At 72.8% G+C, this 23,537-nt stretch carries 19 protein-coding genes; 7 read left to right on the top strand and 12 right to left on the bottom strand.

Annotated elements, in window-relative coordinates:
* Nucleotides 1–141 precede the first annotated feature (141 nt).
* The 4 genes from WME98_RS30230 (at nucleotide 142) to WME98_RS30215 (ending at nucleotide 7,957) form a co-directional block, all read left to right on the top strand.
* Nucleotides 142–1,521, top strand: coding sequence for a serine/threonine-protein kinase (locus WME98_RS30230; RefSeq protein ID WP_437945189.1), 1,380 nt, complete (start codon nucleotides 142–144; stop codon nucleotides 1,519–1,521).
* Nucleotides 1,521–2,141 (top strand): tetratricopeptide repeat protein, encoded by a 621-nt coding sequence (locus WME98_RS30225; RefSeq protein ID WP_437945188.1) that lies wholly within the window; start codon nucleotides 1,521–1,523, stop codon nucleotides 2,139–2,141. Before WME98_RS30230 ends, WME98_RS30225 begins: the two co-directional genes overlap by 1 nt.
* 492 nt (nucleotides 2,142–2,633) lie before the next feature.
* Nucleotides 2,634–6,908, top strand: coding sequence for a protein kinase domain-containing protein (locus WME98_RS30220; protein WP_437945187.1), 4,275 nt, complete (start codon nucleotides 2,634–2,636; stop codon nucleotides 6,906–6,908).
* Nucleotides 6,909–6,913: 5 nt separating this feature from the next.
* Complete coding sequence (locus tag WME98_RS30215) at nucleotides 6,914–7,957, top strand: tetratricopeptide repeat protein (RefSeq protein ID WP_437945186.1); 1,044 nt, start codon at nucleotides 6,914–6,916, stop codon at nucleotides 7,955–7,957.
* A 96-nt stretch (nucleotides 7,958–8,053) separates the two neighbouring features.
* Here WME98_RS30215 and rpsS read toward each other — a convergent pair whose 3' ends face one another.
* The 10 genes from rpsS to WME98_RS30165 form a co-directional block, all read right to left on the bottom strand.
* On the bottom strand, nucleotides 8,054–8,350 hold the full coding sequence (rpsS, locus tag WME98_RS30210; RefSeq protein ID WP_061621683.1) for a 30S ribosomal protein S19: 297 nt from the start codon (nucleotides 8,348–8,350) through the stop codon (nucleotides 8,054–8,056).
* 2 nt (nucleotides 8,351–8,352) lie between these two features.
* On the bottom strand, nucleotides 8,353–9,183 hold the full coding sequence (gene rplB, locus WME98_RS30205; RefSeq protein WP_129573399.1) for a 50S ribosomal protein L2: 831 nt from the start codon (nucleotides 9,181–9,183) through the stop codon (nucleotides 8,353–8,355).
* A gap of 2 nt (nucleotides 9,184–9,185) precedes the next feature.
* Nucleotides 9,186–9,482 carry a 50S ribosomal protein L23 gene (locus WME98_RS30200; protein WP_020733177.1) on the bottom strand — a complete coding sequence of 99 codons (297 nt, stop codon included), beginning with the start codon at nucleotides 9,480–9,482 and terminating at the stop codon, nucleotides 9,186–9,188.
* 15 nt (nucleotides 9,483–9,497) lie between these two features.
* Nucleotides 9,498–10,121: a 50S ribosomal protein L4 gene (rplD, locus tag WME98_RS30195; protein ID WP_061621681.1), complete on the bottom strand. Its 624-nt coding sequence runs from the start codon at nucleotides 10,119–10,121 to the stop codon at nucleotides 9,498–9,500.
* A gap of 13 nt (nucleotides 10,122–10,134) precedes the next feature.
* On the bottom strand, nucleotides 10,135–10,446 hold the full coding sequence (gene rpsJ / locus WME98_RS30190; protein WP_012233476.1) for a 30S ribosomal protein S10: 312 nt from the start codon (nucleotides 10,444–10,446) through the stop codon (nucleotides 10,135–10,137).
* Between the two features lie 10 nt (nucleotides 10,447–10,456).
* A complete protein-coding gene (gene tuf, locus WME98_RS30185; protein WP_437945185.1) occupies nucleotides 10,457–11,647 on the bottom strand; it encodes an elongation factor Tu in 1,191 nt (396 codons plus the stop codon).
* 9 nt (nucleotides 11,648–11,656) lie between these two features.
* Nucleotides 11,657–13,771: an elongation factor G gene (fusA, locus tag WME98_RS30180; RefSeq protein ID WP_437945184.1), complete on the bottom strand. Its 2,115-nt coding sequence runs from the start codon at nucleotides 13,769–13,771 to the stop codon at nucleotides 11,657–11,659.
* Between the two features lie 317 nt (nucleotides 13,772–14,088).
* Entirely contained in the window at nucleotides 14,089–14,559 is a 471-nt protein-coding gene (gene rpsG, locus WME98_RS30175; protein WP_012233474.1) for a 30S ribosomal protein S7, read from the bottom strand.
* Between the two features lie 29 nt (nucleotides 14,560–14,588).
* A complete protein-coding gene (gene rpsL / locus WME98_RS30170; protein WP_012233473.1) occupies nucleotides 14,589–14,987 on the bottom strand; it encodes a 30S ribosomal protein S12 in 399 nt (132 codons plus the stop codon).
* Nucleotides 14,988–15,440: 453 nt separating this feature from the next.
* Nucleotides 15,441–16,286: a hypothetical protein gene (locus WME98_RS30165; protein WP_437945183.1), complete on the bottom strand. Its 846-nt coding sequence runs from the start codon at nucleotides 16,284–16,286 to the stop codon at nucleotides 15,441–15,443.
* 98 nt (nucleotides 16,287–16,384) lie between these two features.
* On the opposite strand from WME98_RS30165, the gene WME98_RS30160 reads away from it, so the two are divergent.
* On the top strand, nucleotides 16,385–17,320 hold the full coding sequence (locus WME98_RS30160; protein ID WP_437945182.1) for a hypothetical protein: 936 nt from the start codon (nucleotides 16,385–16,387) through the stop codon (nucleotides 17,318–17,320).
* A 241-nt stretch (nucleotides 17,321–17,561) separates the two neighbouring features.
* Here the strand turns inward: WME98_RS30160 and ppk1 are convergent, their stop codons facing one another.
* Nucleotides 17,562–19,925, bottom strand: a complete 2,364-nt coding sequence (gene ppk1 / locus WME98_RS30155) for a polyphosphate kinase 1 (protein ID WP_437945181.1) — start codon at nucleotides 19,923–19,925, stop codon at nucleotides 17,562–17,564.
* A 43-nt stretch (nucleotides 19,926–19,968) separates the two neighbouring features.
* Between ppk1 and panC the strand changes: the two genes are divergently transcribed.
* On the top strand, nucleotides 19,969–20,853 hold the full coding sequence (panC, locus tag WME98_RS30150; RefSeq protein WP_437945180.1) for a pantoate--beta-alanine ligase: 885 nt from the start codon (nucleotides 19,969–19,971) through the stop codon (nucleotides 20,851–20,853).
* The gene (gene tmk, locus WME98_RS30145) at nucleotides 20,854–21,558 is read left to right on the top strand and encodes a dTMP kinase (RefSeq protein ID WP_437945179.1); all 705 of its coding nucleotides are present in this window, start codon (nucleotides 20,854–20,856) and stop codon (nucleotides 21,556–21,558) included.
* A gap of 109 nt (nucleotides 21,559–21,667) precedes the next feature.
* Here the strand turns inward: tmk and WME98_RS30140 are convergent, their stop codons facing one another.
* Nucleotides 21,668–23,221, bottom strand: a complete 1,554-nt coding sequence (locus WME98_RS30140) for a hypothetical protein (protein WP_437945178.1) — start codon at nucleotides 23,219–23,221, stop codon at nucleotides 21,668–21,670.
* Between the last annotated feature and the right edge of the window lie 316 nt (nucleotides 23,222–23,537).

The raw sequence follows: 23,537 nt of genomic DNA, 5'->3' as shown, positions 1-23,537 counted from the left end.
CCTTGCTCGTGCCTTTCGGCTCTCGGTGCCCGATCGGCGTGAAGGCTTCTCACGCGCGATGGGCGAAGGGGGCACATGCTGCATGCCGGGGACGTCGCAGGAGGTCGCTTCCGACTGATTCGGCCGATCGGCTCGGGCGGGATGGCGAGCGTCTGGTGGGCGCGCCACGAGCTCATCGGCCGGGACGTCGCGCTCAAGCTGTCCCCGGCGCTCCGGGACGACCAGGTCGTCGCGCGGTTCATCCGCGAGGCGAAGATCATCGGCAAGTTCCAGCACCGGAACATCGTCGGCGTGGTCGACGCCGGGGAGCTCCCGGACGAGGGCTACCTCTTCCTCGCCCTGGAGCTCCTGCGGGGCTCGCCGTTCGCGGATCGCCTCGTCCCGAGCCGGCCGCTGCCGCCCGAGGAGGTCGTGCCCGTCCTCATCGAGGTCTGCTGCGGGCTCTCGGCCGCCCACGCCGAGGGCGTCGTGCACCGCGACATCAAGCCGGAGAACATCGTGATGGCCATGGTCCCCGGCGAGGGGATCGTGCCGAAGATCGTCGACTTCGGCATCAGCCAGCTCACGGACGCGGGCGACGCGATCACCGTCGACGGGCAGCTGCTCGGGACGCCCTCGTACATGAGCCCGGAGCAGGCCCTGGGCAAGCGCACCATCGACGCGCGCGCCGACATCTGGGCGGTCGGCGTGATGCTGTACGAGGCGCTCAGCGGCGCGCAGCCGTTCCGGGGGGGCAACCACCACGCGGTCCTGCGGCGCATCCTCGAGACCGATCCCGCGCCGCTCCCGCCCTCCGTCCCGCAGCGGCTCCGGAAGATCGCCGCCCGCTGCCTCGAGAAGGACCCGGCGCGGCGCTACCCGGACGCGGCCTCGCTGCGCGCCGATCTGACGGCCGCGCTCGACGACCTCGGCGCGAGCGCGCCCGCGCCGATCGTGATCCTCTCGCCGGCGTCCGTGGGCCGGCGGTCGCTCGAGACGACGCGCCCCCGCGGCGCGCTCGCCGCGCCCCCGCGGCTCGCCCTCCGCGCCCTCGGGCGGCTCTGGACCTCGGGCGCGCGGGCGCCCCGGTGGCGCGAGGCGACGACGCTCGGGAGCGCGCCGCGCGCCGCGCCGCCGGACGCGCCGCGGCGCGCGCGGGCGATCACGGCGCTCCGGGTCGCGGGCGCGGCGGTGCTCGCGGCGGCGGCGCTCAGCTCGGCCGCGCTGCGCGCGCCGACGGACGAGGAGGCCGGGAGCGCGGCGCGCGAGAGCCTCCGCCCCGTGCTGGCCGCGGCCTTCGCCGAGAGCGGCGCGTGGCGGCGCGGCGCGGGCGCGACCGGGGCGGCGGGGGGCGACGCGCCGCACGCGCCGGGCGCGCCCGCCGTCAAGGCGGCGGGCCGCGGCGGCGCGATGGGCTCGCCCGAGCTCGCCTCGGCGGACCCGGGCGGCCCCGAGATCACGGCGGCGCCCGAGGACAAGCCCCCGCGCTCGCAGGCGCCGCGCGGCGCCTCGAGATCCCGCATCACGAGCCCCGGGTTCTGATGAGCGGCGCCGCATGGATCCCCGCTCTGCGCGCGCGCCCCCGCCGGCGCGCCGCCGCGCTCGGGCTCGCCGCCTGGGCGTTGCTCTCGGCGCCCTGGGTCCGCGCCCAGGACGACGGCGCGACGCGCGCGCTGCGGCTCCAGTTCGCGCAGGGGCTGACGCTCGAGGGCGCCGGACGCTGGGCCGACGCGCTCGCTCGGTTCGAGGCGATCGCCCGCCATCGGCCCACGGCGAACGTGGCGTTCCACATCGGCCTCTGCCACGAGCGGCTCGGCCGGCTGCGGACGGCCGAGCGGACGTACCAGGACGCGCGCGCCACCGCGCAGGCCGCGGCGCCCGCGGTGCTCGCCGAGATCGACGCGCGCCTCCAGGACCTCGAGGGGCGGATGCCCCGCATCGTGCTGAACCTCGCCGGCGCGACCGAGGGCGTGACGCTGCTGCTCGACGGCGAGGTGGCGCAGCCATCGCGCGCGGTCCGGGTCGATCCGGGCCCGCACGTGGCCGTGGCGCTGCGGCACGGGATCCCCGTCGCCGCGAGCGCGTTCTCGAGCCACGAGCGCCGCACGCGGTTCGTGACGCTGACCGTTCACCCCGTCGCGATCGGCGCGCCGCGCCCCTGAGCTGGCCGGGCCGCCGGCCTCGCTCGCCCGCGCGCCCAGGCGGGCTCTCTGCCGCGTGGAGCGCGCGCGGCGCGCCGCGCGCCTCGCCGGACGATCGCCGGCGCGCCGCGCTCCGCCTCGCACGGCGCCGACCGGGACGGCCCGCGCCGGGCCCCCCACACCCGAGCACTTGTGTGCGCCCGGAGGTGCCGCACCCCTCGCCGCGAGCGCAGGCGCGCCGCGGCCACGCTCGCAGCAAGAGCGATCGCGTCGCGCGGCTTAGCGCTCGTCGCGGTCATGTCAAGCCGCGAGCGCGGCGGCGGCGCGCCGTCGAGACGCGCCGATTTGAAGGCTTTTCGCGGCGCGCGCGGCGCTGGCCAGCGGCGCCCGGCGCCCGCGCGGACCGCGCTCTAGGTGCGCCTGACAGGGAGCTCCGGACACGGCCAAGCTCGCCAAGTCCTCGGCCATGAACGCTGGATCCAGCTTCTGACGTCCTGATAGCATGCAAGTCCCATGGCGCTCGACAGGCCGCCCGGTGCGGGCTCTGCTTCGCGACTCGGCAATTATGAGCTGCTGAAAGAGCTCTCCGGCGGCGGGATCGGGTCCACGTGGCTCGCGCGGGCGGCGTCCGATGACGGTGGGGCGACGAGCGCCTCGCCGGTCACGATCCTGCGCATCTACCGGCACCTCACGAAGAAGCCCGAGACCGCGGACGGCATCCTCCGCGAGGCCGGGATGGCGCAGCAGGTCCGCTTCCCCAACGTGCTCTCGGTGGTCGACGCGCGCGTCGCCGACGGCGAGGTCTTCATCGTCTCGGAGTACGTGGAGGGCGAGCCGCTCGGCGCGCTCGTCTCGGCGGCCGGCGCCGAGGGGCTGCCGCTCCCGGTCGCGCTCCGGATCGGGGTCGACGTGCTGCGCGCGCTCGCGTCCGCGCACGCGACCGAGCCGGCGCCGCTCGTGCATGGCGAGCTGAACCCGACCCACGTCACCGTCGGCATCGACGGGGTCGCGCGGGTGAGCGGGCTCGGCGTCGCGCGGGCCATCGCCGGGCTCGCGCCCATGGGGACGAGGAACCCCGATCGCCTGGCCTATGCCGCGCCGGAGCGGGTCAAGGCGATGGCGGCGCACGCGGAGGCCCCGCTCGATCCGCCCGCCGATCTCTTCTCGGTCGGCGTGATCCTCTGGGAGCTGCTCGCGCGGCAGCGGCTGTTCTCGTCGAAGCTGGAGTCCGCGGTCATCCAGAAGGTGCAGAACGCGCCCATCCCGCCGCTCGCGGCCGGCGCCGTCCCGGCCGAGGTCGCCGAGGTCGTCCGGACCGCGCTCGAGCGCGATCCGGCGCGCCGGTTCGAGAGCGCGTCGGCGATGCTCGCGGCGCTGGAGGCCGCGGGCGCGGGGCGGATCGCCGCGGCGGAGGACGTCGTCGCGACGGTGAGCCGGCTGGCCGGCAAGACGATCGAGCCGCGCAGGACGATGATCGCGGCGGCGATGGCCGGCGCCGCCGGCGCGATCGGATCGCCGCTGTCGCCGCCGCCGCGCGCGCGCGGCGCGACGCTGGTAGGCGTGGCGATCCCCGGCGTCGAGAGCGCGCTCTCCCCGCGCGGCGATGGCCCGCGTCACGCGATCACCGCGCCGTCTCCGCGCCCGCGTGGGACGCCAGGCCCGCCGCCGGTCGCGGGCGCCGCGGTCGCCGCGAGCCAGCTCCGCCCGTCGGGCGGCGCGACCGCGCCGAAGGAGGCCGCGGCGCTGAAGAACGGCCTCGTGGCCAAGGCAGGGGCCGGCGCGTCGAACGGCGCCGGGCCGGCGGCGCACGCCGACGTGGACGTGGACGTCGACTGGGGCTCGCCGGACGACGTCGCCGGCCGCGGCTCGCCCGCGCCGCGGCCCCCCGCGGCGACGCTGCCGCGGATCGAGCTGTCGAGCGAGAGGACGGAGAGCCGCGACGCCGCCGTGGCGAGGCCCGAGGTCCCCGCGCCGACGGCCGCGCGGAAGGAGCAGCCGCCTGCGCGGCTGGGCGTGCCGCGGCCCGGCGATCCGGGCGACGGCCTCGTTGCGGCGCGGATGACGCCGACGCCGGCCGAGGGCACGGTGCCGAAGCGGCCGACGCCCGTTCCGGCCGCGCCGCTCGCGAGGCCGCCGCGCCCGCCGGCCCCGCGAGGGATGCCGTCGCCTCCCGTGGCTTCCGGCGCTGCGGCGCCCGGGGCCGCCGGGCCTGCGACCGCGGCGAGCCCGGTGACGCCGCGCGTGCCCGTGCCGCCCGCGGCGCCGCCGGCTCCTGCCGCGCCGCGCGTCCCGGTGGTGCCCGCCGTGCCGCCGGCGCCGCGCGCCGCCGGCGCGCCCGCAGCATCGCCGGCGCCGGCCACGCCGCGCGCGCCGGTGGTGCCCGCGGTGCCCGTGGCGCCGATCATGCCGCGGTCCCCCGCCGCGCCCGCGCCCGCCGCGGCGGCCGCCGCGCCGGCGACCCCCGCGCCCGCCGCGCCGTCTGCGCCTCTCCAGGCGCCGCCCGCTCCTGGGCCGGCGTCGTCCACCTCGCCGGCCAGCCCTGCCGCGCTGAAGGCTCCGCCCGCGCCGGTGTTCGCCCCGCCAGGCGGCGGCGCGGCTGCGCCGGCGGCAGCGGCGCAGGAGATCGCGATCGTCGGCGAGCCGGCGCCGACCTCCGGCAGGACGCTCCACACGCCGACGGGAGCCCAGGGCCCGACGAAGCTGTGGGGTCGCGCCGCGTCGGCGGTCGACCGCCTCGGGCCGGGGAGCACCCTCGGCCGGTACGAGATCCTCATGCCGGTCGCCAAGGGAGGCATGGCGGCCGTCTGGGCCGCGCGCCTGCAGGGCACGCGCGGCTTCCGGAAGATCGTCGCGATCAAGACGATGCTGCCCGACGTCTCCGACGACCCCGACTTCGAGTCGATGTTCCTCGACGAGGCGCGGGTCGCGGCGCGCATCCGGCACCCCAACGTGGTCGAGATCCTCGACCTCGGCGAGGAGGACGACGTCCTCTACATCGTCATGGAGTGGGTCGACGGCGAGACGGCCGGCACGCTGCAGAAGGCCGCCAAGCGGCTCGGCGGCATCCCGCAGCGCATCGTGCTCCGCATCGCCTCCCAGATCTGCGCGGGCCTCCACAACGCGCACGAGCTCCGCGACGACAGCGGCGCGCTGCTCGACCTGGTCCACCGCGACATCTCGCCGGCGAACGTGCTCATCTCGACCGCCGGCTTCGTGAAGATCGTCGACTTCGGCGTGGCGAAGTCGAAGGGGCGCCTGCACGTCACGCGCGCCGGCGGCATCATCAAGGGGAAGACGCCGTACCTGTCGCCCGAGCAGCTCGGCGGGCTCCCCATCGATCGCCGGAGCGACATCTTCTCGCTCGGCGCGCTGCTGTACGTGCTCACGACGGGCCTGCACCCGTTCCGCGCCGAGACCGAGCTCTCGACCGTCGAGAACATCACGATCAAGAACCCGCTCCCCCCGCGCGAGCTGAACGGCGCGATCCACCCCGAGCTCGAGCGGATCATCCTCAAGGCGCTCGAGAAGGATCGCGAGAACCGCTTCTCGACGTGCGCCGAGATGCAGCGGGCGATCGATCAGGTGGCGTCGACGCTCGGCGAGCCCACGACCGACGAGGACGTCGCGGCCTTCGTGCGGCAGGCGATCGGCGAGATCCAGTCGAAGCGCGCGCAGGAGCTCCGCGACGCGATCGCCGCCGTCGACGCCGGCGCGGCCCTGAACTCGGAGCCGCGCTCCAACGCATCGCCGGATCTCCACGCCGCCCCGCCCGACCCGGGCCCCGGCGCGCGCGAGGGCGCGGCCGCCGCCGGCGCGGCGGCCCTCGCGACGGCGGCGCCGGCCGGCGCCGACGCGGCCTCGAGCGCCGCGGCGGCACCCCCGGCTGCAGCGCAGGAAGAGGAGAGCCCCGTCAGCCTGGAGCCGATCTCGTTCGAGGAGATCGCCGCGCCGGCGAAGCCCGCCGAGGCCCCGCCGCGGCTCATCATCGCGCCCGCGCTGCAGGCCGACATCTCGCCCGCCGAGCCGGCCGAGCCGTCGAGCCCGCGGCCCTCCTCGCGCGACGGCAAGCCGCTCGGCTCGTCCGTGCCGCGGGTCCTCCCGGCGGCCGGCATGCCCGCCACGAAGGTGCTCGCGGCGGCGGACCCGCCCGCCTCCAGGGCGGCGGCGCTCGGCGCGCGCTTCACGAGGGGCGGCTCCCGCAGCCTGGCCAACGACGTCGGCGAGGTCACGGCCGTCGACCGGTCGTTCGAGACCGGGCAGCGACGCAAGCGGCTCCAGCTCATCGTCGCCGGCGCGGCGCTGTTCTGCGTGGCGATCGGCGCCGTGGCGCTGGTCGTGCGCGGCGGCGACGAGCGCACGACCTCGGAGAGCGGCAAGGCGCGCGTCGACGCGCTGCCCGCGCCCGAGACCACGGCTTCCGCCGCGCCCGCGGGCGCGACCACGAGCGCGGCGGAGGCCGTGCCGGCCGCGCCGCCCGCGACCGCGGAGCCTCCGCAGGCAGCGCCGCCGCCTCCCGAGGAGGCGCCGGCCCCTGCAGCCGCGCCTCCTGACGAGCCGCCGGCGCCTGCCGCCGCATCTCCGGACGAGGCGCCGGCACCGGCGGCCAAGGCGCCCCCGGCGCCGACGCCGGCGCCCGCGGCGACGCAGGCCGCGCGCCCCACGTCGACCGCGCGCCCCACGTCGACCGCGCGGCCTCGGCCGACGTCCACCTCGACGAAGCCTGCGCCCAAGCCGGCATCGACGGCCAAATCGACCACCAAAAAGAAGTACAACCCCTCGGGTATCTGACCACCGTGCGACCTCGACCCTGGCTCCGTGCGCTGCTCTTCGGTGCGGCCTCTTGCCTCTGCCTGTGCACGCTCCCCGCGCCCGCAGCGGGCGCGGACGCCCCTGCGGCCACGCCGTCGCCGGACGCGGTGGAGAAGGCGCAGAGCCTGTTCAAGAAGGGCGCGGCCCTCTACGAGAGCAAGCGCTACGCGCTCGCGCTGGAGCAGTTCCGGGCCTCGTACGCCGCGGTGGCGAGCCCGAACTCACGCCTCTACATCGCGCGCTGCCTCGCGGACCTCGGCGAGCACACCGAGGCGTACCTCGAGTTCGACCAGGTCGCGGCGGAGGCCGCGGCCCGCGCGGCGACCGAGGCGCGCTACGCCCAGACAGAGCAGACGGCGCAGCTCGAGCGCGACGAGATCGCGCGCAAGATCGCGCTCGTGACGGTCTCGGTGGCGCGCCCGGACGCCGCGATCTCCGTCTCGATCGCCGGCAAGGAGGTCCCGCGCGAGCGGTGGGGCAAGCCGTTCCCGGTCAAGCCCGGCAAGACCGAGGTCGTCCTGCGCACGAGGACCACCGCGATCCCGCAGACCCTGGATCTCTCGGCGGGTGAAGCGAAGACCGTCAAGCTCGACCCGGAGGAGCCCGGCCAGGCCGGCGCTGCGGACGGCGGTCCGGCGCTCCTCGACGAGGGGCCGAGCTTGCCCGAGGAGGTGCCCTCGGCGCGGGCGTACCTGCGCCCTTACGCCTATGCCGCCGGCGGCGTGGGCGTGGCCGGGCTCGCGGTGTTCACGGTCGCCGGCTTGATGGCGAACAGCACCTACAGCGATCTCGCCGAGAGCTGCCGGGGCCCCTGCCCCGCCGAGCGGAAGGACGACGTCGACGCGGGCAAGGCCCAGCAGACGGTCGCGAACGTCGGGGTCGTGGTCGGCGCGATCGGGCTCGTCGCGGGCACCACGCTGCTGGTCCTGAGCTTCACGGGCGGCAGCGCCGGCGAGCCGCAGCGCAACACCGCCTCGACGCAGCTGCTCGTCGGGCCCGGCTTCGCCGGCGTGCGCGGCACGTTCTAGCTCCGCCCGCCCGAGCTCGGCTGCAAAACGAACGGGCGGGATCGCTGCCGCGACCCCGCCCGCCTGCCGTCGATCGCTCTCGTTACCGCCGAGCGATCAGCGACCGCCACCGCCCTTGGCGACCTTGGCCTTCTTGTCCCCGGAGTGGCCGTGGAACGTGCGCGTCGGCGCGAACTCGCCCAGCTTGTGGCCGACCATGTTCTCCGTCACGAACACGGGGACGAACTTCCTCCCGTTGTGCACGGCGAAGGTCAGGCCGACCGACTCGGGCAGGATCGTCGAGCGGCGCGACCACGTCTTGATCACCTTCTTGGCGTTGGTCGCCTGGGCCGCCTGGATCTTCTCCAGCAGGTGACCGTCGATGAAGGGCCCTTTCTTGATGCTCCTCGGCATGACTAACCCTTGGTCCCGCGCCGACGGACGATCATCGTGTCGGTGCGCTTGTTGTTCCGCGTCTTGAGGCCCTTGGCGAGCTGACCCCACGGCGAGCACGGGTGGCGCCCGCCGCTCGTCCGGCCCTCACCGCCGCCCATCGGATGATCGACGGGGTTCATCGTCACGCCGCGGTTGTGCGGCCGGCGACCCAGCCAGCGGGAGCGCCCCGCCTTGCCGAGGCTGATGTTCGCGTGCTCGGCGTTCGACACCTGCCCGATCGTGGCGCGGCAGTCGAGGTGCACCTTGCGGATCTCGCCGCTCGGGAGGCGGACCTGCGCGTAATCGCCGTCCTTCGCCATGAGCTGCGCGGCGACGCCGGCCGAGCGGACGAGCTGGCCGCCCTTGCCCTTCTTGACCTCCACGTTGTGGATGGAGGTGCCGGGCGGGATGAAGCGGAGCGTCAGGCTGTTGCCCGGCTTGATGTCCGCGTTCCGGCTCGCGAGCAGCGTCGCCCCGACCGCGAGGCCGTCGGGCGCCAGGATGTAGCGCTTCTCGCCGTCCACGTAGTGCAGGAGCGCGATGCGCGCCGTCCGGTTCGGGTCGTACTCGATGGCGGCGACCTTCGCCGGGACGCCGATCTTGTCGCGCCGGAAATCGATGATCCGGTAGCGCTGCTTGTGACCGCCGCCGCGGAACCGCGACGTGATGCGGCCGTTGTTGTTCCGACCGCCGGTGGACGTCTGCTGCTCGAGCAACGACCGCTCGGGCTCGACCTTCGTGATGTCCTTGAAGTCGCTGACCGAGTAGTAGCGCCGCGCCGGCGAGGTCGGCTTGAAGGATCTGATTCCCATGGCTATTCCGCCTTCTCGTCGAAGAACTGGATCTCGTCGCCCTCTTTGAGGGTGACGATCGCCTTCTTCCAATTGCGCAGCTTCGCATAGCCGCGCCCCATGCGCTTTTCCTTGCCGCGCATGATCATGGTGTTGACGTCCACCACGCCCACCTTGAAGAGCGTCTGGATGGCGTCCTTGATCTGGATCTTGTTCGCCTCGCGGCGGACCTCAAAGATGACCTTGTTGCCTTGGTCGCGGAGCCGGCTCGACTTCTCCGTGAGGATGATGGGCCGGCGGATGATCTGCTCGGGCTGCATGGCGGACTCCCCTGACTAGCGAAGGCAACGCGCCTCGAGCGCCTTGGCGGCGTCCCTCGAGACGATGAGGTGGTCGTGCCTGAGGAGGTCGTAGACGTTGACCCCCTCCGGCGGCAGATACTGGTGGTTCTCCAGGTTGCGGAGGCTCTTCACCAGCTTCTCGTTCCCGGCCGTGTCGACGACCAGCGACTTCTTGTCCGCCTGCAGCGTCGTGAGCGTGGCCGCGATCGCCTTGGTCTTGACCTCGGGGACCTCCAGGCTGTCGAGCACGATGAGCCGGCCCTCCTTCGCGAAGAGGGAGAGCGCGCTCTTCAGGGCGCCGATGCGCACCTTGCGGGGCGGACGGTACGACCAGTCCTTCGGCTCCAGGGCGTGCGCCATGCCGCCGCCCGCGTGGTGCGGCGCGCGGATCGAGCCCTGGCGAGCGCGGCCGGTGCCCTTCTGGCGGTAGAGCTTCTTCGTGGAGCCGGCGACCGCGCTCCGCTCCTTGGTGGCCTTGGTGCCCGAGCGGCGAGAGGCGAGCTGCGCCTTCACGACCTCGTAGAAGAGGTGCTCCTTCACCTCGGTCCCGAAGACCTCGTCCGAGAGGTCGAGCTCGCCGACCTGCTCCCGCTTGAGGTTGTAGACGGTAACCTTCATGGTACCTGGACTCCTAGCTCTTGATCTCGACGTCGACGCCGGCCGAAAGGTCGAGCTTCATCAGCGCGTCGAGGGTCTGTTGAGTCGGCTCGATGATGTCGAGAAGCCGCTTGTGCGTCCGGATCTCGAACTGCTCGCGCGACTTCTTGTCGACGTGGGGCCCCCGGAGCACCGTGTAGCGGCGGATCTCGGTGGGCAGCGGGATGGGTCCCGCGACGTGCGCGCCGGTCCGCTTCGCCGTCTCGACGATATCGCTCGTCGACTTGTCGAGCAGCTGGTGGTCGAACGCTTTGAGGCGAATCCGGATCTTCGTTGTATCAGCCATGGTGCTCTTCCTACGCGAGGATCTTCGTGACGACGCCGGCGCCCACCGTCTTGCCGCCCTCGCGGATGGCGAAGCGCATCTGCTCCTCCAGCGCGACCGGGGCGATGAGCTCGATCGTCATCGTGATGTTGTCGCCCGGCATCACCATCTTCACCCCCTCGGGGAGGTTCACCGTGCCGGTCACGTCCGTCGTCCGGATGTAGAACTGCGGCCGGTAGTTGGTGAAGAACGGCGTGTGGCGCCCGCCCTCCTCCTTCTTGAGGACGTACACCTCACCGGTGAACTTCGTGTGCGGCGTGATCGACCCGGGCTTCGCGAGCACCTGGCCGCGCTCGATCTCTTCCTTCTCCACGCCGCGGAGCAGACACCCGACGTTGTCGCCCGCCTGCCCCTGATCGAGCAGCTTCCGGAACATCTCGACGCCGGTCACGACCGACTTCTTCGTGTCCTTGAAGCCGATGATCTGCACCTCGTCGCCGACCTTGATCACGCCGCGCTCGATGCGGCCCGTGGCCACCGTGCCGCGGCCCTTGATCGAGAACACGTCCTCGATCGCCATCAGGAACGGCTTGTCGATGTCGCGCACCGGCTCGGGGATGTAGCTGTCGAGCGCGCTCAGCAGCTGCTGGATCGTCTCCTCCCACTTCGGGTCGCCCTGCAGCGCCGGCAGCGACGCGCCCCGGACGACCGGCGCGTTGTCGCCGTCGAACTTGTACTTCGAGAGGAGCTCGCGGACCTCCATCTCGACCAGGTCCAGCATCTCCGGGTCGTCCACGGCGTCGCACTTGTTCAGGAACACGACGATGTGGTTCAGGCCGACCTGCCGGGCGAGCAGCACGTGCTCGCGCGTCTGCGGCATCACGCTGTCGAGCGACGACACGACGAGGATCGCCCCGTCCATCTGCGCCGCGCCCGTGATCATGTTCTTGATGTAGTCGGCGTGCCCGGGGCAGTCGACGTGCGCGTAGTGGCGCTTCTCGGACTCGTACTCGACGTGCGCCGCCGCGATGGTCACCGTCTTGGTCTCGTCACGGACCGTCCCGCCCTTCGCGATGTCGGCGTACGAGATCGCCTTCGCCAGCTGGCGCTTCGACTGCACCTTGACGAGCGCGGCCGTGAGCGTGGTCTTGCCGTGGTCGATGTGACCGATGGTGCCCACGTTCACGTGCGGCTTCGTACGAGTGAATTTCTCCTTGGCCATGGCGTCTTCTTAACCTCGCTGCTTGGCGACGATCTCTTCCTGGATCGCGGCCGGAACCGGTGCGTAATGAGAGAACTGCATCGAATGAGTCGCGCGGCCCTGCGTCTTGGAACGGACGTCGGTCGCGTAACCGAACATGGTGGCGAGCGGGACCTCCGCGCGGATCACCCGGGTGTTCGCGCGTTGCCCCATATCGATGATGCGGCCACGTCGCGAGTTGAGGTCGCCGATGACGTCCCCGAGGTAGTTCTCGGGAGACACGACCTCGACGGCCATCATCGGCTCGAGGAGGACGAGGCCCGCCCTCTTCGCGCCGTCCTGGAAGGCCATCGACGCGGCGACCTCAAACGCAGGCCCCGAGGAGTCGACCTCGTGGTAGCTGCCGAAGTGGAGCCGCACCTTGATGTCGACGACCGGGTAGCCCGCGAGCACGCCGCGGCCCATCGCGTCCCGGATGCCCTTCTCGATCGAGGGGATGAACTCCTTCGGGATGATGCCGCCGACGATGGCGTTCTCGAACACGAAGCCCGCGCCGCGCTCGGCCGGCTCGATGTCGATCCGCACGTGGCCGAACTGGCCGTGCCCGCCCGACTGCCGGACGAAGCGCCCCTCGACGTCCGTCGCCTTCTTCGAGATGGTCTCGCGGTAGGCGACCTCGGGCTTGCCGACGTTGGCGTCGACCTTGAACTCGCGCTTCAGGCGGTCGACGATGATCTCCAGGTGGAGCTCGCCCATCCCGGCGATGATCGTCTGCCCCGTGTCCTCGTTCGTGTAGGTGCGGAACGAGGGATCTTCATACGCGAGCTTCTGCAGGCTGAGCCCGAGCTTGTCGAGATCGACCTTGGTCTTCGGCTCGATGGCGATCGAGATCACCGGGTCGGGGAACTCCATCCGCTCCAGCACGATCGGGTGCTTCTCGTCGCAGAGCGTGTCCCCGGTGCGGGTGTCGCGCAGCCCGACGGCGGCGTAGATGTTGCCGGCGTAGCAGACGTCGATCTCCTCGCGCTTGTTCGCGTGCATCCGGAGGATGCGCCCGAACCGCTCCCGCTTGCCGCGGGTCGAGTTGAGCACGCTGACGCCGCTCTTCGTCGTGCCGGAGTAGACGCGGAAGAAGGTGAGGTTGCCGAACTGGTCGTTCATGATCTTGAACGCCAGGGCGGCGAACGGCTCGTCGTCGCCCGCCTTGCGCGCGACGACCTTGTCCTTCTTGTCGGGCAGCGTCCCCTCGACGGCCGGGATGTCGACCGGCGACGGCAGGTAGTTCACCACGCCGTCGAGCAGCAGCTGAACGCCCTTGTTCTTGAACGCCGAGCCGCACAGGACCGGGACGAACTTGAAGCTGAGGGTGCCCGCGCGGAGCGCCGCGTGGATCTCCTCCTCGGTGATCTGGTCGAAGTCGCCGGCGATGAACTTCTCCATCACCTTGTCGCTCGCGTCGGCGCACGCCTCGATGAGCTTCTCCCGGAGCTCCTTGCACCGCGGCAAGAGGTCGGCCGGGATCTCCCGCCACTCGTAGCGCTGGCCCTTCGTCTCCTCGTCGAAGACGGCGGCCCGGAGGGTCACGAGGTCGATGACGCCGCGGAACGAGTCCTCCGCGCCGAGCGGGTAGTGGATCGCCACCGGGGTCGCGCCGAGGCGCTCGCGGATCGAGTCGACGCACATCTCGAAGTCGGCGCCGACCTTGTCCATCTTGTTGATGAACGCGATGCGGGGGACGCCGTACTTGTCCGCCTGCCGCCAGACGGTCTCGCTCTGCGGCTCGACGCCGTTGCCGCCGTCGAACACCGCGACCGCGCCGTCGAGCACGCGGAGGCTGCGCTCGACCTCGATCGTGAAGTCGACGTGACCTGGGGTGTCGATGATGTTGATCCGGTGAGAGACGCCCTTCTGGGGCCCCTGCTCCGGCGACCAGAAGCAGTTCGTCGCGGCGGACGTGATGGTGATGCCGCGCTCCTGCTCCTGGACCATCCAGTCCATCGTGGCGGCGCCCTCGTGGACCTCGCCGATCTTGTAGTTGACACCCGAGTAATAAAGGATGCGCTCGGTGACCGTCGTCTTGCCCGCGTCGATGTGGGCCATGATCCCGATGTTGCGCGTCCGTTCCAGGCTGTACTCGCGTGCCACTTTTCCTTCTCCGTCGTGTGATGCGTGGGGTGAGGGTTCCGGACTCAGGATGCAAAACACCCTCTCCAGCCCGTCCCGCCTCCGTTGTGGCGGGCACTTGAACCTGGAGAGGGTGTCGGGGTACAGCAGCAGCTTTTCTAGGTCTCCGGACGGCGAGCGCTGTCGCGCTCCCTCGAGAAGACCGGCTCTGTAACCCGATCCTTATGTCGACTGTGCCATCTCGCTCTACGCGTCTCCTCGCCTGGGAATGCGACGTGACGAATCGTCAAACGGCGAACCAGCGCAGATCCGGGATCCGCGCTGGCCGCCTCGGTGACCTACCACCGGTAGTGGGCGAACGCCTTGTTGGCCTCCGCCATCTTGTGCGTGTCGTCCCGCTTCTTGACCGCGTTGCCGCGGTTCTGCGCCGCGTCGACGAGCTCGGCGGCGAGCCGCTCGCGCATCGTCTTCTCGCCGCGGCCGCGGGAGTAGGTCACGAGCCACCGCATCGCCAGCGCGACGCGCCGCTCCGGGCGGACCTCGACGGGGACCTGGTAGGTCGCGCCGCCGACGCGCCGGCTCTTGACCTCGAGCTTCGGCTTCACGTTGTCGAGCGCCTTCCGGAAGACGTCGATCGGCTCCTCCTTGAAGCGGTCGCGCACGATGTCGAACGCGCCGTAGAGGATCCCCTCGGCCGTCGCCTTCTTGCCCGACTGCATCAGGGAGTTCGTGAACTTGGCGACGAGCTTGTCCTTGTACTTCGGGTCCGGAATGATCTTCCGCTTCGGGACTTCGCGACGACGGGGCATCTTCGTTCCTCTGCTCGGCTATCGCCCGGTCAGGCCTTCGGGCGCTTCACGCCGTACTTCGAGCGCTTGCGGTTGCGGGTGGCTTTGTTGGTGGAGCTCGGCCCGGCGGCGCCGGACGCGTCGAGCGTGCCGCGGACGACATGGTAGCGCACGCCCGGCAGGTCCTTCACGCGGCCGCCACGGATGAGGACGACCGAGTGCTCCTGCAGGTTGTGGCCTTCGCCCGGGATGTAGCTCGTCACTTCCATCTGGTTGCTCAGCCTGACACGGCAGACCTTGCGGAGCGCCGAGTTGGGCTTCTTCGGCGTCGTGGTATAAACACGTACGCACACGCCTCGCCGCTGCGGGCAGGACTTGAGCGCAGGAGAGGCCGTCTTGTAGCGGGCGGCCTCGCGGCCTTGGCGGATGAGCTGGCTGATGGTCGGCATAGAGACGCGGATTTCCACCTGAGGGATGGGGACGCGCAGGATACCCAGGAGCCGAACCATGTCAAGCGGTACGACGCCCGTTCCTGCTGGATGCGTCTGCGCGCTGATTTTCGGCGGATCTTTGGCGCTTCTTCGGCGTGGGTGCGGTGCGCGGGCGCGTCCTCGACGCGGTTGACCGGCACGCGACCCGCGCGCTCTGGTTGACCGGCGCACGACCCGCGCGCTCTGGGGGCGCGGCGCGCGACCCGCGCGCTCTGGTTGACCGGCGCGCGACCCGCGCGCTCTGGTTGACCGGCGCACGACCCGCGCGCTCTGGGGGCGCGGCGCGCTCGGGAGGAGCGCTGCGCAGGGCGCTGGCGCGCGGCACGAAGCGGACGCCGACGCGCCCGCGGCTCTTGGCGGCCCGGCTGCTGTTCGGTACGGTCGCTGCGTGGCGAAAAAGCTTTCACGCGCTCAGCGTAAAGAAAGCCGGCGGAGGGCGCCGCAGAGCGGCGCCGCGTCAGGGGCTGCGTCCCGCGTGGACGCGAGGATCGCGGGACCGCCGTCGCGCAGCGACCCGGTCGACGGCGCGGCGGATCGAGCACGGGCCGATCCCGCGACGGGCCGCGAGGGACGCGCGGGCGACGACGCGCTCCGCACGCGAGCGCGCGGCGCCGCCGCCGCGAAGGCCGCGGAGCCCGCGCGAGCCCGCGGCGGCGGGGCGCGCTCGAAGGCGGGGAGAGATCGCGTGCTCCTCGTCTTCCTGGGCATCGTGGCGCTCGCCGCGGTGATCGTGTTCGCCGCGCAGTCGCCCCGCGCGCCGGAGCGCGCCAGGGCAGAGCCCGCGAACGCCGCTCGCCCGCCGCAGGAGCCCGCTGCGCCGGAGGCCTCCAGCGCGCCTCCTGCTGCGCCGGCGGAGGCGAGCGAGCCGCCGGCGCGGCCTCCCGTCGACTCGTCGCCGCCGACCATCGTGACGGCCGAAGCGACCGCAGCGGCGCCGGCGAGCGCTGCAGCCTCGCAGCGCGCTGCGACCAGCGCCGCCCCGCCGGCGGAAACGGTGGGCGCGGCGTCGGCGGCGGCAGCGCCGCCGAAGAAACGCGCGAGCGCGGCGAAGCCAGCCGCCGTGCCGGCCGGAGCCACGCCGCAGGCCTCGGCAACGCAGGCAGCGGGCACGACGGCGCCGGCCGGAGCCACGCCGCCGGCCGGAGCCACGCCGCCGGCCGGAGCCACGCCGCCGGCCGGAGCCACGCCGCCGGCCGGAGCCACGCCGCCGGCCGGAGCCACGCCGCCGGCCGGAGCCACGCCGCCGGCCGGAGCCACGCCGCCGGCCGGAGCCACGCCGCGACCGGAGCCAGCGCCGAGGCCCGCCGACGCTCCGTACGATTGACCGAAACCGCTGCGATGAAAGGACGCCCGAGATGCTTCGCTTGAATGCTTCGCCCGACGCCTCCCGAACGCCGCGCCGATCGCCGCACTCCTGCGGGCGGACGCTCGCCGTGCCGCTCGGCGTCGCGCTGTCCGGCCTCCTCATCGCGACGACCTCGGCCGCGCAACCGGCGCCGCAACGGCAGCCTCTTGGGGCGCGGCCGGCCCATCCAGGGGCCGCTCCACGGCAGCCCGGCGCGGCCGCTGCGCCGCCGGTCACGGCGCAGCCGGGCGCGGCGCCGCCGGCCGCTGCGTCGCCCGTTGCGCCGCAGCCCGGCAGCGCTCCCCCCGCGGCGACGGACGCTGCGACGCCGGCTCCCGTTGCGCCCGGCGGCGGCGCGCCGCCCGGCGCCGCGCCGCCCTCCCCTGCGGCCCCGTACCCCGCGGCGCCATACCCCGCGCCGCCGCAGCAGCAGGTCCCTCCGCCCGCGCCGGGAGCATCGCCCGGCTACCCGCCGCCCGGCTACCCGCCGCCCGGCTACCCCGGCGGCTACGCGCCCTACGGCGGCGCCTACCCGCCGCTCCCGCCGGGCTACCCGTCGCGCGCCGAGGACATGCCGCCTGCGCCGCCGCCGGTCCCGATGCGCCGGAACAGCCCGGGCTTGATGCTGGGCGGCATCGCGCTCACCGCCGGCGGCACGATCGCGTTCTTCGCCGGCACCGGCCTGCTCGCCTCGGCGAGCGAGCGTTACGAGATCTATTGCGATCGCGACGGCTTCATCGGCATCTGCAACACGCGCACCGACGGCCCCCGCCAGGTCGCCGGCGCGCTCGTCGCGATCGGAGGCGGCATCATGCTCGCCGTGGGCATCCCGCTCTGGGTCATCGGCGGCAAGAAGGTGCCGGCCAACGCCGAGGCGCCCGAGGAGCCCGCCCAGACGACGCTCTCGTTCGGCCCGGGCTCCGCCGCGCTGCGGACGCGGTTCTGACGCCGCTCCCTCGCCCGCGCCCGGCCCGCGCACCGCGGTTCTGACGCCGCTCGCTCGCCCGCACCCGGCCCGCGCACCGCGGTTCTGACACCGCTCCCTCGCTCGCACCCGGGTAGTGCTCAAATTTGCCCGGAGAGAGTTCACATGAAGGCGGGAAGGCAGGAAGATCATTGATCTTTTCTTCCCGCCTTCCCGCCTTCATGTTCAATTTTGAGCACTGCCCGCCTGGGCGCGCCGTCGCTCAGGACAGGCCCTTCTTCTTCTTGCCGCCCTTGCGGTGCCGCGACTCCCCGTCCGGCGCGCTCGCGGGCATGCGGAGGATGTGGAAGCGCCCTCCGCCGCGCGCCAGCGGATCGCTGAGCTTCACCCGCTCGCGCGCGAGCTCGATGAAGCGCTGCTGCGACCGCAGCGGCGGGGCGCCGCCGGGCAGCTGGAGCTTGTGGTAGCTGCCGTCGCTCGCGAGCTCCCAGGTCTTCGCCGTGTCCGAGGTCACGGTGTTCAGCATGTCGTCGACGCGCGAGCGGATGGCCGGCTCGATGATCGGGACCATCAGCTCCACCCGGCGGTGGAAATTGCGCGGCATCCAGTCGGCGCTCGACATGTAGACCTCCTCGTTGCCGCCGTTCGCGAACCGGAACAGCCGCTTGTGCTCGAGGAAGCGATCGACGATCGCGCGCACCTGGATCCGCTCCGAGAGGCCCGGGATCCCCGGCCGAAGGCAGCAGATGCCGCGCACCGCGAGCTTGATGTCGACCCCGGCCTGCGACGCCGCGTAGAGCGCGTCGATGACGTCGACGTCCACGAGCGCGTTCATCTGCGCCACGATCTCCGCCCTGCGCCCGGCCCGCGCGTGCGCCGCCTCGCGCGCGATGAGCCCCAGCACCGCCTCGTGCAGGCCGAGCGGCGCCACGATGAGGCGGTTCCACTTGGGCGGCGCGCTGTAGCCGGTCAGCAGGTTGAAGAGCGACGTCATGTCCTCGCCGATCTCCCGGTTCGCGGTGAACAGGCCGATGTCGGTGTAGAGCCGCGCGGTCTGCGGGTTGTAGTTGCCCGTCGACAGGTGCACGTAGCGGCGCAGCTTGTCCTTCTCGCGCCGCACGACGAGCAGCGCCTTCGCGTGCGTCTTCAGCCCGAGCAGGCCGTAGATCACCTGCACGCCGCTCTGCTCGAGCGTCCTCGCCCACTGGATGTTGCTCGCCTCGTCGAAGCGCGCCTTCAGCTCGACGATGGCCGTCACCTGCTTGCCGCTCTCGGCCGCGCGCGCGAGCGCCTTCAAGATCGGCGAGTCGCCGCCGGTCCGGTAGAGCGTCTGCTTGATCGCGAGGACGTTCGGATCGTCCGCTGCGCGGGAGACGAACTCGGCGATCGGATCGAACGACTCGTACGGGTGGTGCAGGAGCACGTCCTGCTCCCGGATGACGGCGAAGATGTCCTCGACGTCGCGGAAGAGCGGCGGGACCTGCGGCGAGAACGGCTCGTCGCGGTACTCGCGGCGCTCGTCGTCCGCGACGATGCCCATGAGATCGGCGATGTGGAGCGGCCCAGGCACCCGGTAGACGGCGAGCGACGCGTCGACCTTGAGGGCGCGGCAGAGCCGCTGGACCGAGGTGCCGGCGCCCTCGCCGATGCCGATCTCCAGCCGCACGGCGTTGCCGCGGTCGCGCCGGCGGAGCTCGGCCTGGATGGTCTCGAGGAGGTCCTCGCCCTCCTCCTCGTCGATCTCGAGGTCCCAGTTCCGGGTGACGCGGAAGGGGTACGTGCCGCGCAGCCTGCCGGAGGGGAAGAAATCCTTCACGTGGCGGGCGATCACGTCCTCGAGCAGGACGAAGGCGCGCGTCGTGCCCTCCACGCGGACCTTCATCAGCCGGCTCAGCATCGGCGGCACCTGGATGACCGCGAAGCCGGGCTCCTGCGCCTCGTGCTCCCGGGAGAACATGATCCCGAGGTTGATCATCTTGTTGCGCAGGTGCGGGAACGGGTGCCCCGGGTCGATCGCGATCGGCGTCAGGATCGGGAAGATGTCCGTGCGGAACCGATCGTCGAGCGCGCTGAGCTCGGTCGGGCCGAGCTCGTCCGGCTTGACGATCACGATGCCGGCGCGCTGGAGCGACGGGATGAGGTCCGAGTTCCACAGCTGGTAGGCGTCGTCGACGAGCGCGTGGACCCGCGCGCCGATCGCCACGAGCTGCTCGTGCGGCGTGAGCCCGTCCGGCGGGACCTCCGCGATCGTGCGCTGCGTCTGCGCCTGGAGGCCGGCGACGCGCACCATGAAGAACTCGTCGAGGTTGGAGAAGAAGATGCTCAGGAACTTGAGGCGCTCGAACAGCGGCACCTCGTGCGATCTCGCCTCCGCCAGCACCCGCGCGTTGAACTCGAGCCACGAGAGCTCCCGGTTCAAGTAATGATTCGGGTCCCCCTCGATCGGGATCGGCCCCGACGCGGCAGGGATCGACACCGGGCCGCTCGCCGGGGCGGCGCTCGACCCCGACCTCGCGCCGGCCGAGTCGCCGGAGCCCGCGGCGGGCCGGTCGGCCTGAGCGGTGTCCGAGTCGCCGCCTGGGCCGGAGGCGAAGGTGGTGTCGCTGGAAGAGGGCAGGTCGATCATGGTCGAAGCTCCGAATTTAGCCCAGGTCTGGTAGGGTCCGCCCATGGAATTCTGGCGACATCCGGACGAGCTGAGGCGCGCTTGCGAGCGGGCGCGCGCGGCGGGGCGCCGCGTCGGCCTCGTTCCGACGATGGGCGCGCTCCACGCAGGCCACCTCGCGCTGATCGCCGAAGCGCGGCGGAGAGCGGACTTCGTGGCGGTGACCATCTTCGTCAACCCGACGCAGTTCGGCGCGGGCGAGGACCTCGCGCGCTACCCGCGGACGCTCGAGCGCGACCGTTCCGCCTGCACCGAGGCCGGCGCCGCCGGCGTGTTCGCGCCGGACGTCGACGCGATGTACCCGCCCGGCGAGGAGACGCGCGTGCGCGTCGGCGCGACGGCGGCCCCGCTCTGCGGCGTCCATCGACCCGGGCACTTCGAGGGCGTCGCCACCGTGGTCGCGAAGCTGCTCGCGCTCGCCGGCCCGTGCGTCGCCGTCTTCGGCCGGAAGGACTACCAGCAGCTCCAGGTGATCCGGCGGCTCGTCGCCGACCTGTTCCTGCCCGTCGAGGTCGTGGGGTCGACGACGGTGCGCGAGCCCGACGGCCTCGCCATGTCGTCGCGCAACGCCTACCTCTCGCCCGAGCAGCGGAGCGCGGCGCGCGCCATCCCGCGCGCGCTGGCCGAGGCGTGCCGCGCCTTCTCCCGCGGCGAGCGGCGCCCCGCCGCGCTCCTCGGGCCGGCGCGCGCGCGCCTCGCGGCCGTGGCGACGAGCATCGATTACGTCGACCTCGCCGACCCGGAGTCCCTCGCGATCCGGAGCGAGGAGGCCGCGGTCGGCGACCGGGCGCTGCTCGCGGTCGCCGTCCGCCTCGGGACGGCGCGCCTCATCGATAACGTCGTCCTCGGGGAGGACGCGCCGCCCGTCGCGGCCGAGGAGATCGGGTAGATGATGGCGAGGACGAGCGCCGAGCAGGAGGGCCCCGCCCCGTCCCCGCGCCCGGCCGGACAGGCCGGCCGCGGTGTCTTCCTCGTCTTCGAGGGCATCGACGGCGCCGGCACGAGCACGCAGTCCGAGCGCTACGCGGCGCACCTCAGGGCCGCGCGGCGCCTCGTCCACGTCACCCGCGAGCCGAGCGCCGGGCCGGTGGGCGCGCTGCTCCGGCAGGTGCTCACCCACCGGATCTCGCTGCCCAGCGCCCGCCAGGCCGAGGTGATGGCGCTGCTCTTCTCGGCCGACCGCCTCGATCACCTCGGCGCGGAGGTCGAGCCGCTCCTCCGCGACGGGTACGTCGTGATCTCGGATCGCTACGACCTCTCGAGCCTCGCCTACCAGTCCACGACGGCGGCCGGCGGCGGGGAGCCCGGGGATATCCTCGAATGGATCCGGACGCTGAACCGTTACGCACGGCGGCCCGACGCCACGGTGGTGATCGACGTCGCGCCGGAGATCGCCGAGCAGCGGCGCCGCCGCCGCGGGGGGGCGGAGGAGCTGTTCGAGAAGACCGAGCTGCAGGCGCGGCTCGCGGAGGCCTACCGCCGGGCGGAGGAGCTCGTGCCGGGGGACCGCGTCATCCACATCGACGGGGGTGGCGCGGTCGAGGAGGTCTCCCGCGCGATCGCCGCCGCGCTCGCGCCGGTCGTGGAGCGGTGAGCCGGGGCGGCGGCTCCTCGATCCGCCGCGAGGAGCCGCGGAGCGCGCAGCGCCCCTGTGCCGCCGCGCGCCCTCCGCGCCTCGCTGGCCCGAGCCTCCGAGTCGCGCGCTACGGGCAAGCCGCATTCGCGATCTCCACGTCGTCGATATTCCAGCTCGATACGGTGTCGACGAAGGAGTCCCGCCCGATCTCGTAGCCGAACCGGATCCGCAGGCGCGCGCTCTTGTGGGGGGTCAGGTCGTAACGGATCTTCGTCCAGGCCGGGTCGCGGACGCCTGGGTAGGTCCCCGACTCGAAGAGCACATGCCACCGGACGCCGTCGTAGACCTCGACCCGGTTCGTCATGTGGGGCGCCTCATCGCTGTTCAGGAGGCGCCAGAACGTCAGATACACGCCGCCCTCGACATCGGCGTCGATCACCGGGCTCGTCAGATAGAAATACGGGTGAACGCCGGGAGGCGCGTTCCCTCCGATGACCACGCCGGCCACCCCGTTGTCCGGCGTCTCCGTATGATCGACCGCCGGATCGGCGTGCCCGTAGGTCTGCCCGGTGGACGCCGCCGCCGGGCCGATCTGCCAGGTCGGACCGAGCTCCCACCCGGCCGCGTTGCTCTCGAACGTATCGCGGAAATAGACGGCCGGCGTCGCCGCGGCGCCGCCGCCCTGGCAGACGCCGGCCAGGCAGGACTCCCCCACGGTGCACCAGTCGCTGTCGACGCAGACGCCCCCGTCGGGGACCGAGCGCGCCGTGCACACCCCGGCGTCGCTGCAGACGCCGCGCGTGCAGCCGACCGTCTGTGAAGAGCACGACGCCCCGGGGGTAGGCATGGAAATACAGGCGCCGTGCTCGTCGCAGACGCCACGATTGCACTCGTCGGTCCCGGAGAGGCAGGCGCCGCCCGGCGCGATCGGCTCAGCATAGCAATTGCCAGAGCCCGGATCACAGGCGCCATCGTTGCACCCCGCGCTCAGCGCGCTGCAGTCCTTGGGGACGCCTCCCTCGCAGCGGCCGCTCTGGCAGGTCTTGCCGACCATGCACAGGTCGCCGGAGTCCGCGCACGGCGCGCCCTCGTTCCCGGGGACCGCCTCGCACGCACCGGTGGCCGGGTTGCACTCGCCCACATGACAGGAGTCCGGCACTTGGAAGAAGAAGCAATCCCGCTGGGTCCCGACGCACGCGCCGTCCGCGCACGCGGCGTTGAGGACGCAGCGATCTTCCGTCGCGCACGGCGCCCCGTCCTCCTTCGGCTCCACCCCGCAACGGGGCTCGCCGCGCGCGTCGACGCACGTGACGACATGACAGCTGTCCGGCTCGATGCCGCAGTCCTCCTGCGCGCCGCCCTGACAGGCGCCGTCCGCGCACGCCTCGCCGACCGTGCAGGCGTCCCGGTCGTCGCAGGGCTCCCCGCCCGCGCTGGGGACGAGCTCGCACTTGCGCGTCGCCTCGTTGCACACGGCCGCCATGCACTGCGGCGTCGGGACGAGCGAACAGTCGATCTCGCACGGAGCGCCGGCCCCGCCCCCGCCGCCCCCGCTCGCGCCCGCCGCGCCGGCAGCGCCGCCGTCACCCGCCGCGCCCGAGCTGCCAGCGGACGTCGCGGTCGAACAGCCGAGATCCGTCAGGGCGACAGCGGAAATTACCCATGGAATCCACCTAGTCATGTTCGCCTCTCTCGAGCAATCGTGACGCACCTCGTGGGAATTACGCGTCCTTCGCGGCTGCGCAAGGAAACATGATGTTCCGGCGCGCGAGCACCCGGAACGGTCCGCGCGCGCCGCGGCCACCGGCGGCCGCGGCGCGCGCCGAACGCGGAACGCGGAACACGGAGCGCGGCGCGCGGGGAGCAGCGCGCGGCGTCGACGAGCACACGAGGCCTCTCGCGCCGCGAGAGGCCGTGAGGAGCCACGAAAGCAAAGACAGCGACGAGAGCAAAGACATCGCGTCGCCAAGAAGGCCCACAAACCGGAGAGCCCCTAT

This window comes from Sorangium sp. So ce296, from assembly GCF_051529605.1.
GTDB classification, from domain to species: Bacteria; Myxococcota_A; Polyangia; order Polyangiales; family Polyangiaceae; genus Sorangium; species Sorangium cellulosum_D.
This window is presented reverse-complemented; position numbering and strand designations above follow the sequence as displayed.

Bases quoted from the DNA above. Each gene is read 5' to 3' on its own strand.
- WME98_RS30230 (WP_437945189.1), top strand. From the start codon at position 142: ATGGCGAGCGTCTGGTGGGCGCGCCACGAGCTCATCGGCCGGGACGTC.
- WME98_RS30225 (WP_437945188.1), top strand. From the start codon at position 1,521: ATGAGCGGCGCCGCATGGATCCCCGCTCTGCGCGCGCGCCCCCGCCGG.
- WME98_RS30220 (WP_437945187.1), top strand. From the start codon at position 2,634: ATGGCGCTCGACAGGCCGCCCGGTGCGGGCTCTGCTTCGCGACTCGGC.
- rpsS (WP_061621683.1), bottom strand. From the start codon at position 8,350: ATGCCGAGGAGCATCAAGAAAGGGCCCTTCATCGACGGTCACCTGCTG.
- rplB (WP_129573399.1), bottom strand. From the start codon at position 9,183: ATGGGAATCAGATCCTTCAAGCCGACCTCGCCGGCGCGGCGCTACTAC.
- WME98_RS30200 (WP_020733177.1), bottom strand. From the start codon at position 9,482: ATGCAGCCCGAGCAGATCATCCGCCGGCCCATCATCCTCACGGAGAAG.
- rplD (WP_061621681.1), bottom strand. From the start codon at position 10,121: ATGAAGGTTACCGTCTACAACCTCAAGCGGGAGCAGGTCGGCGAGCTC.
- rpsJ (WP_012233476.1), bottom strand. From the start codon at position 10,446: ATGGCTGATACAACGAAGATCCGGATTCGCCTCAAAGCGTTCGACCAC.
- tuf (WP_437945185.1), bottom strand. From the start codon at position 11,647: ATGGCCAAGGAGAAATTCACTCGTACGAAGCCGCACGTGAACGTGGGC.
- rpsG (WP_012233474.1), bottom strand. From the start codon at position 14,559: ATGCCCCGTCGTCGCGAAGTCCCGAAGCGGAAGATCATTCCGGACCCG.
- rpsL (WP_012233473.1), bottom strand. From the start codon at position 14,987: ATGCCGACCATCAGCCAGCTCATCCGCCAAGGCCGCGAGGCCGCCCGC.
- WME98_RS30160 (WP_437945182.1), top strand. From the start codon at position 16,385: ATGCTTCGCTTGAATGCTTCGCCCGACGCCTCCCGAACGCCGCGCCGA.
- ppk1 (WP_437945181.1), bottom strand. From the start codon at position 19,925: ATGATCGACCTGCCCTCTTCCAGCGACACCACCTTCGCCTCCGGCCCA.
- panC (WP_437945180.1), top strand. From the start codon at position 19,969: ATGGAATTCTGGCGACATCCGGACGAGCTGAGGCGCGCTTGCGAGCGG.
- tmk (WP_437945179.1), top strand. From the start codon at position 20,854: ATGATGGCGAGGACGAGCGCCGAGCAGGAGGGCCCCGCCCCGTCCCCG.
- WME98_RS30140 (WP_437945178.1), bottom strand. From the start codon at position 23,221: ATGACTAGGTGGATTCCATGGGTAATTTCCGCTGTCGCCCTGACGGAT.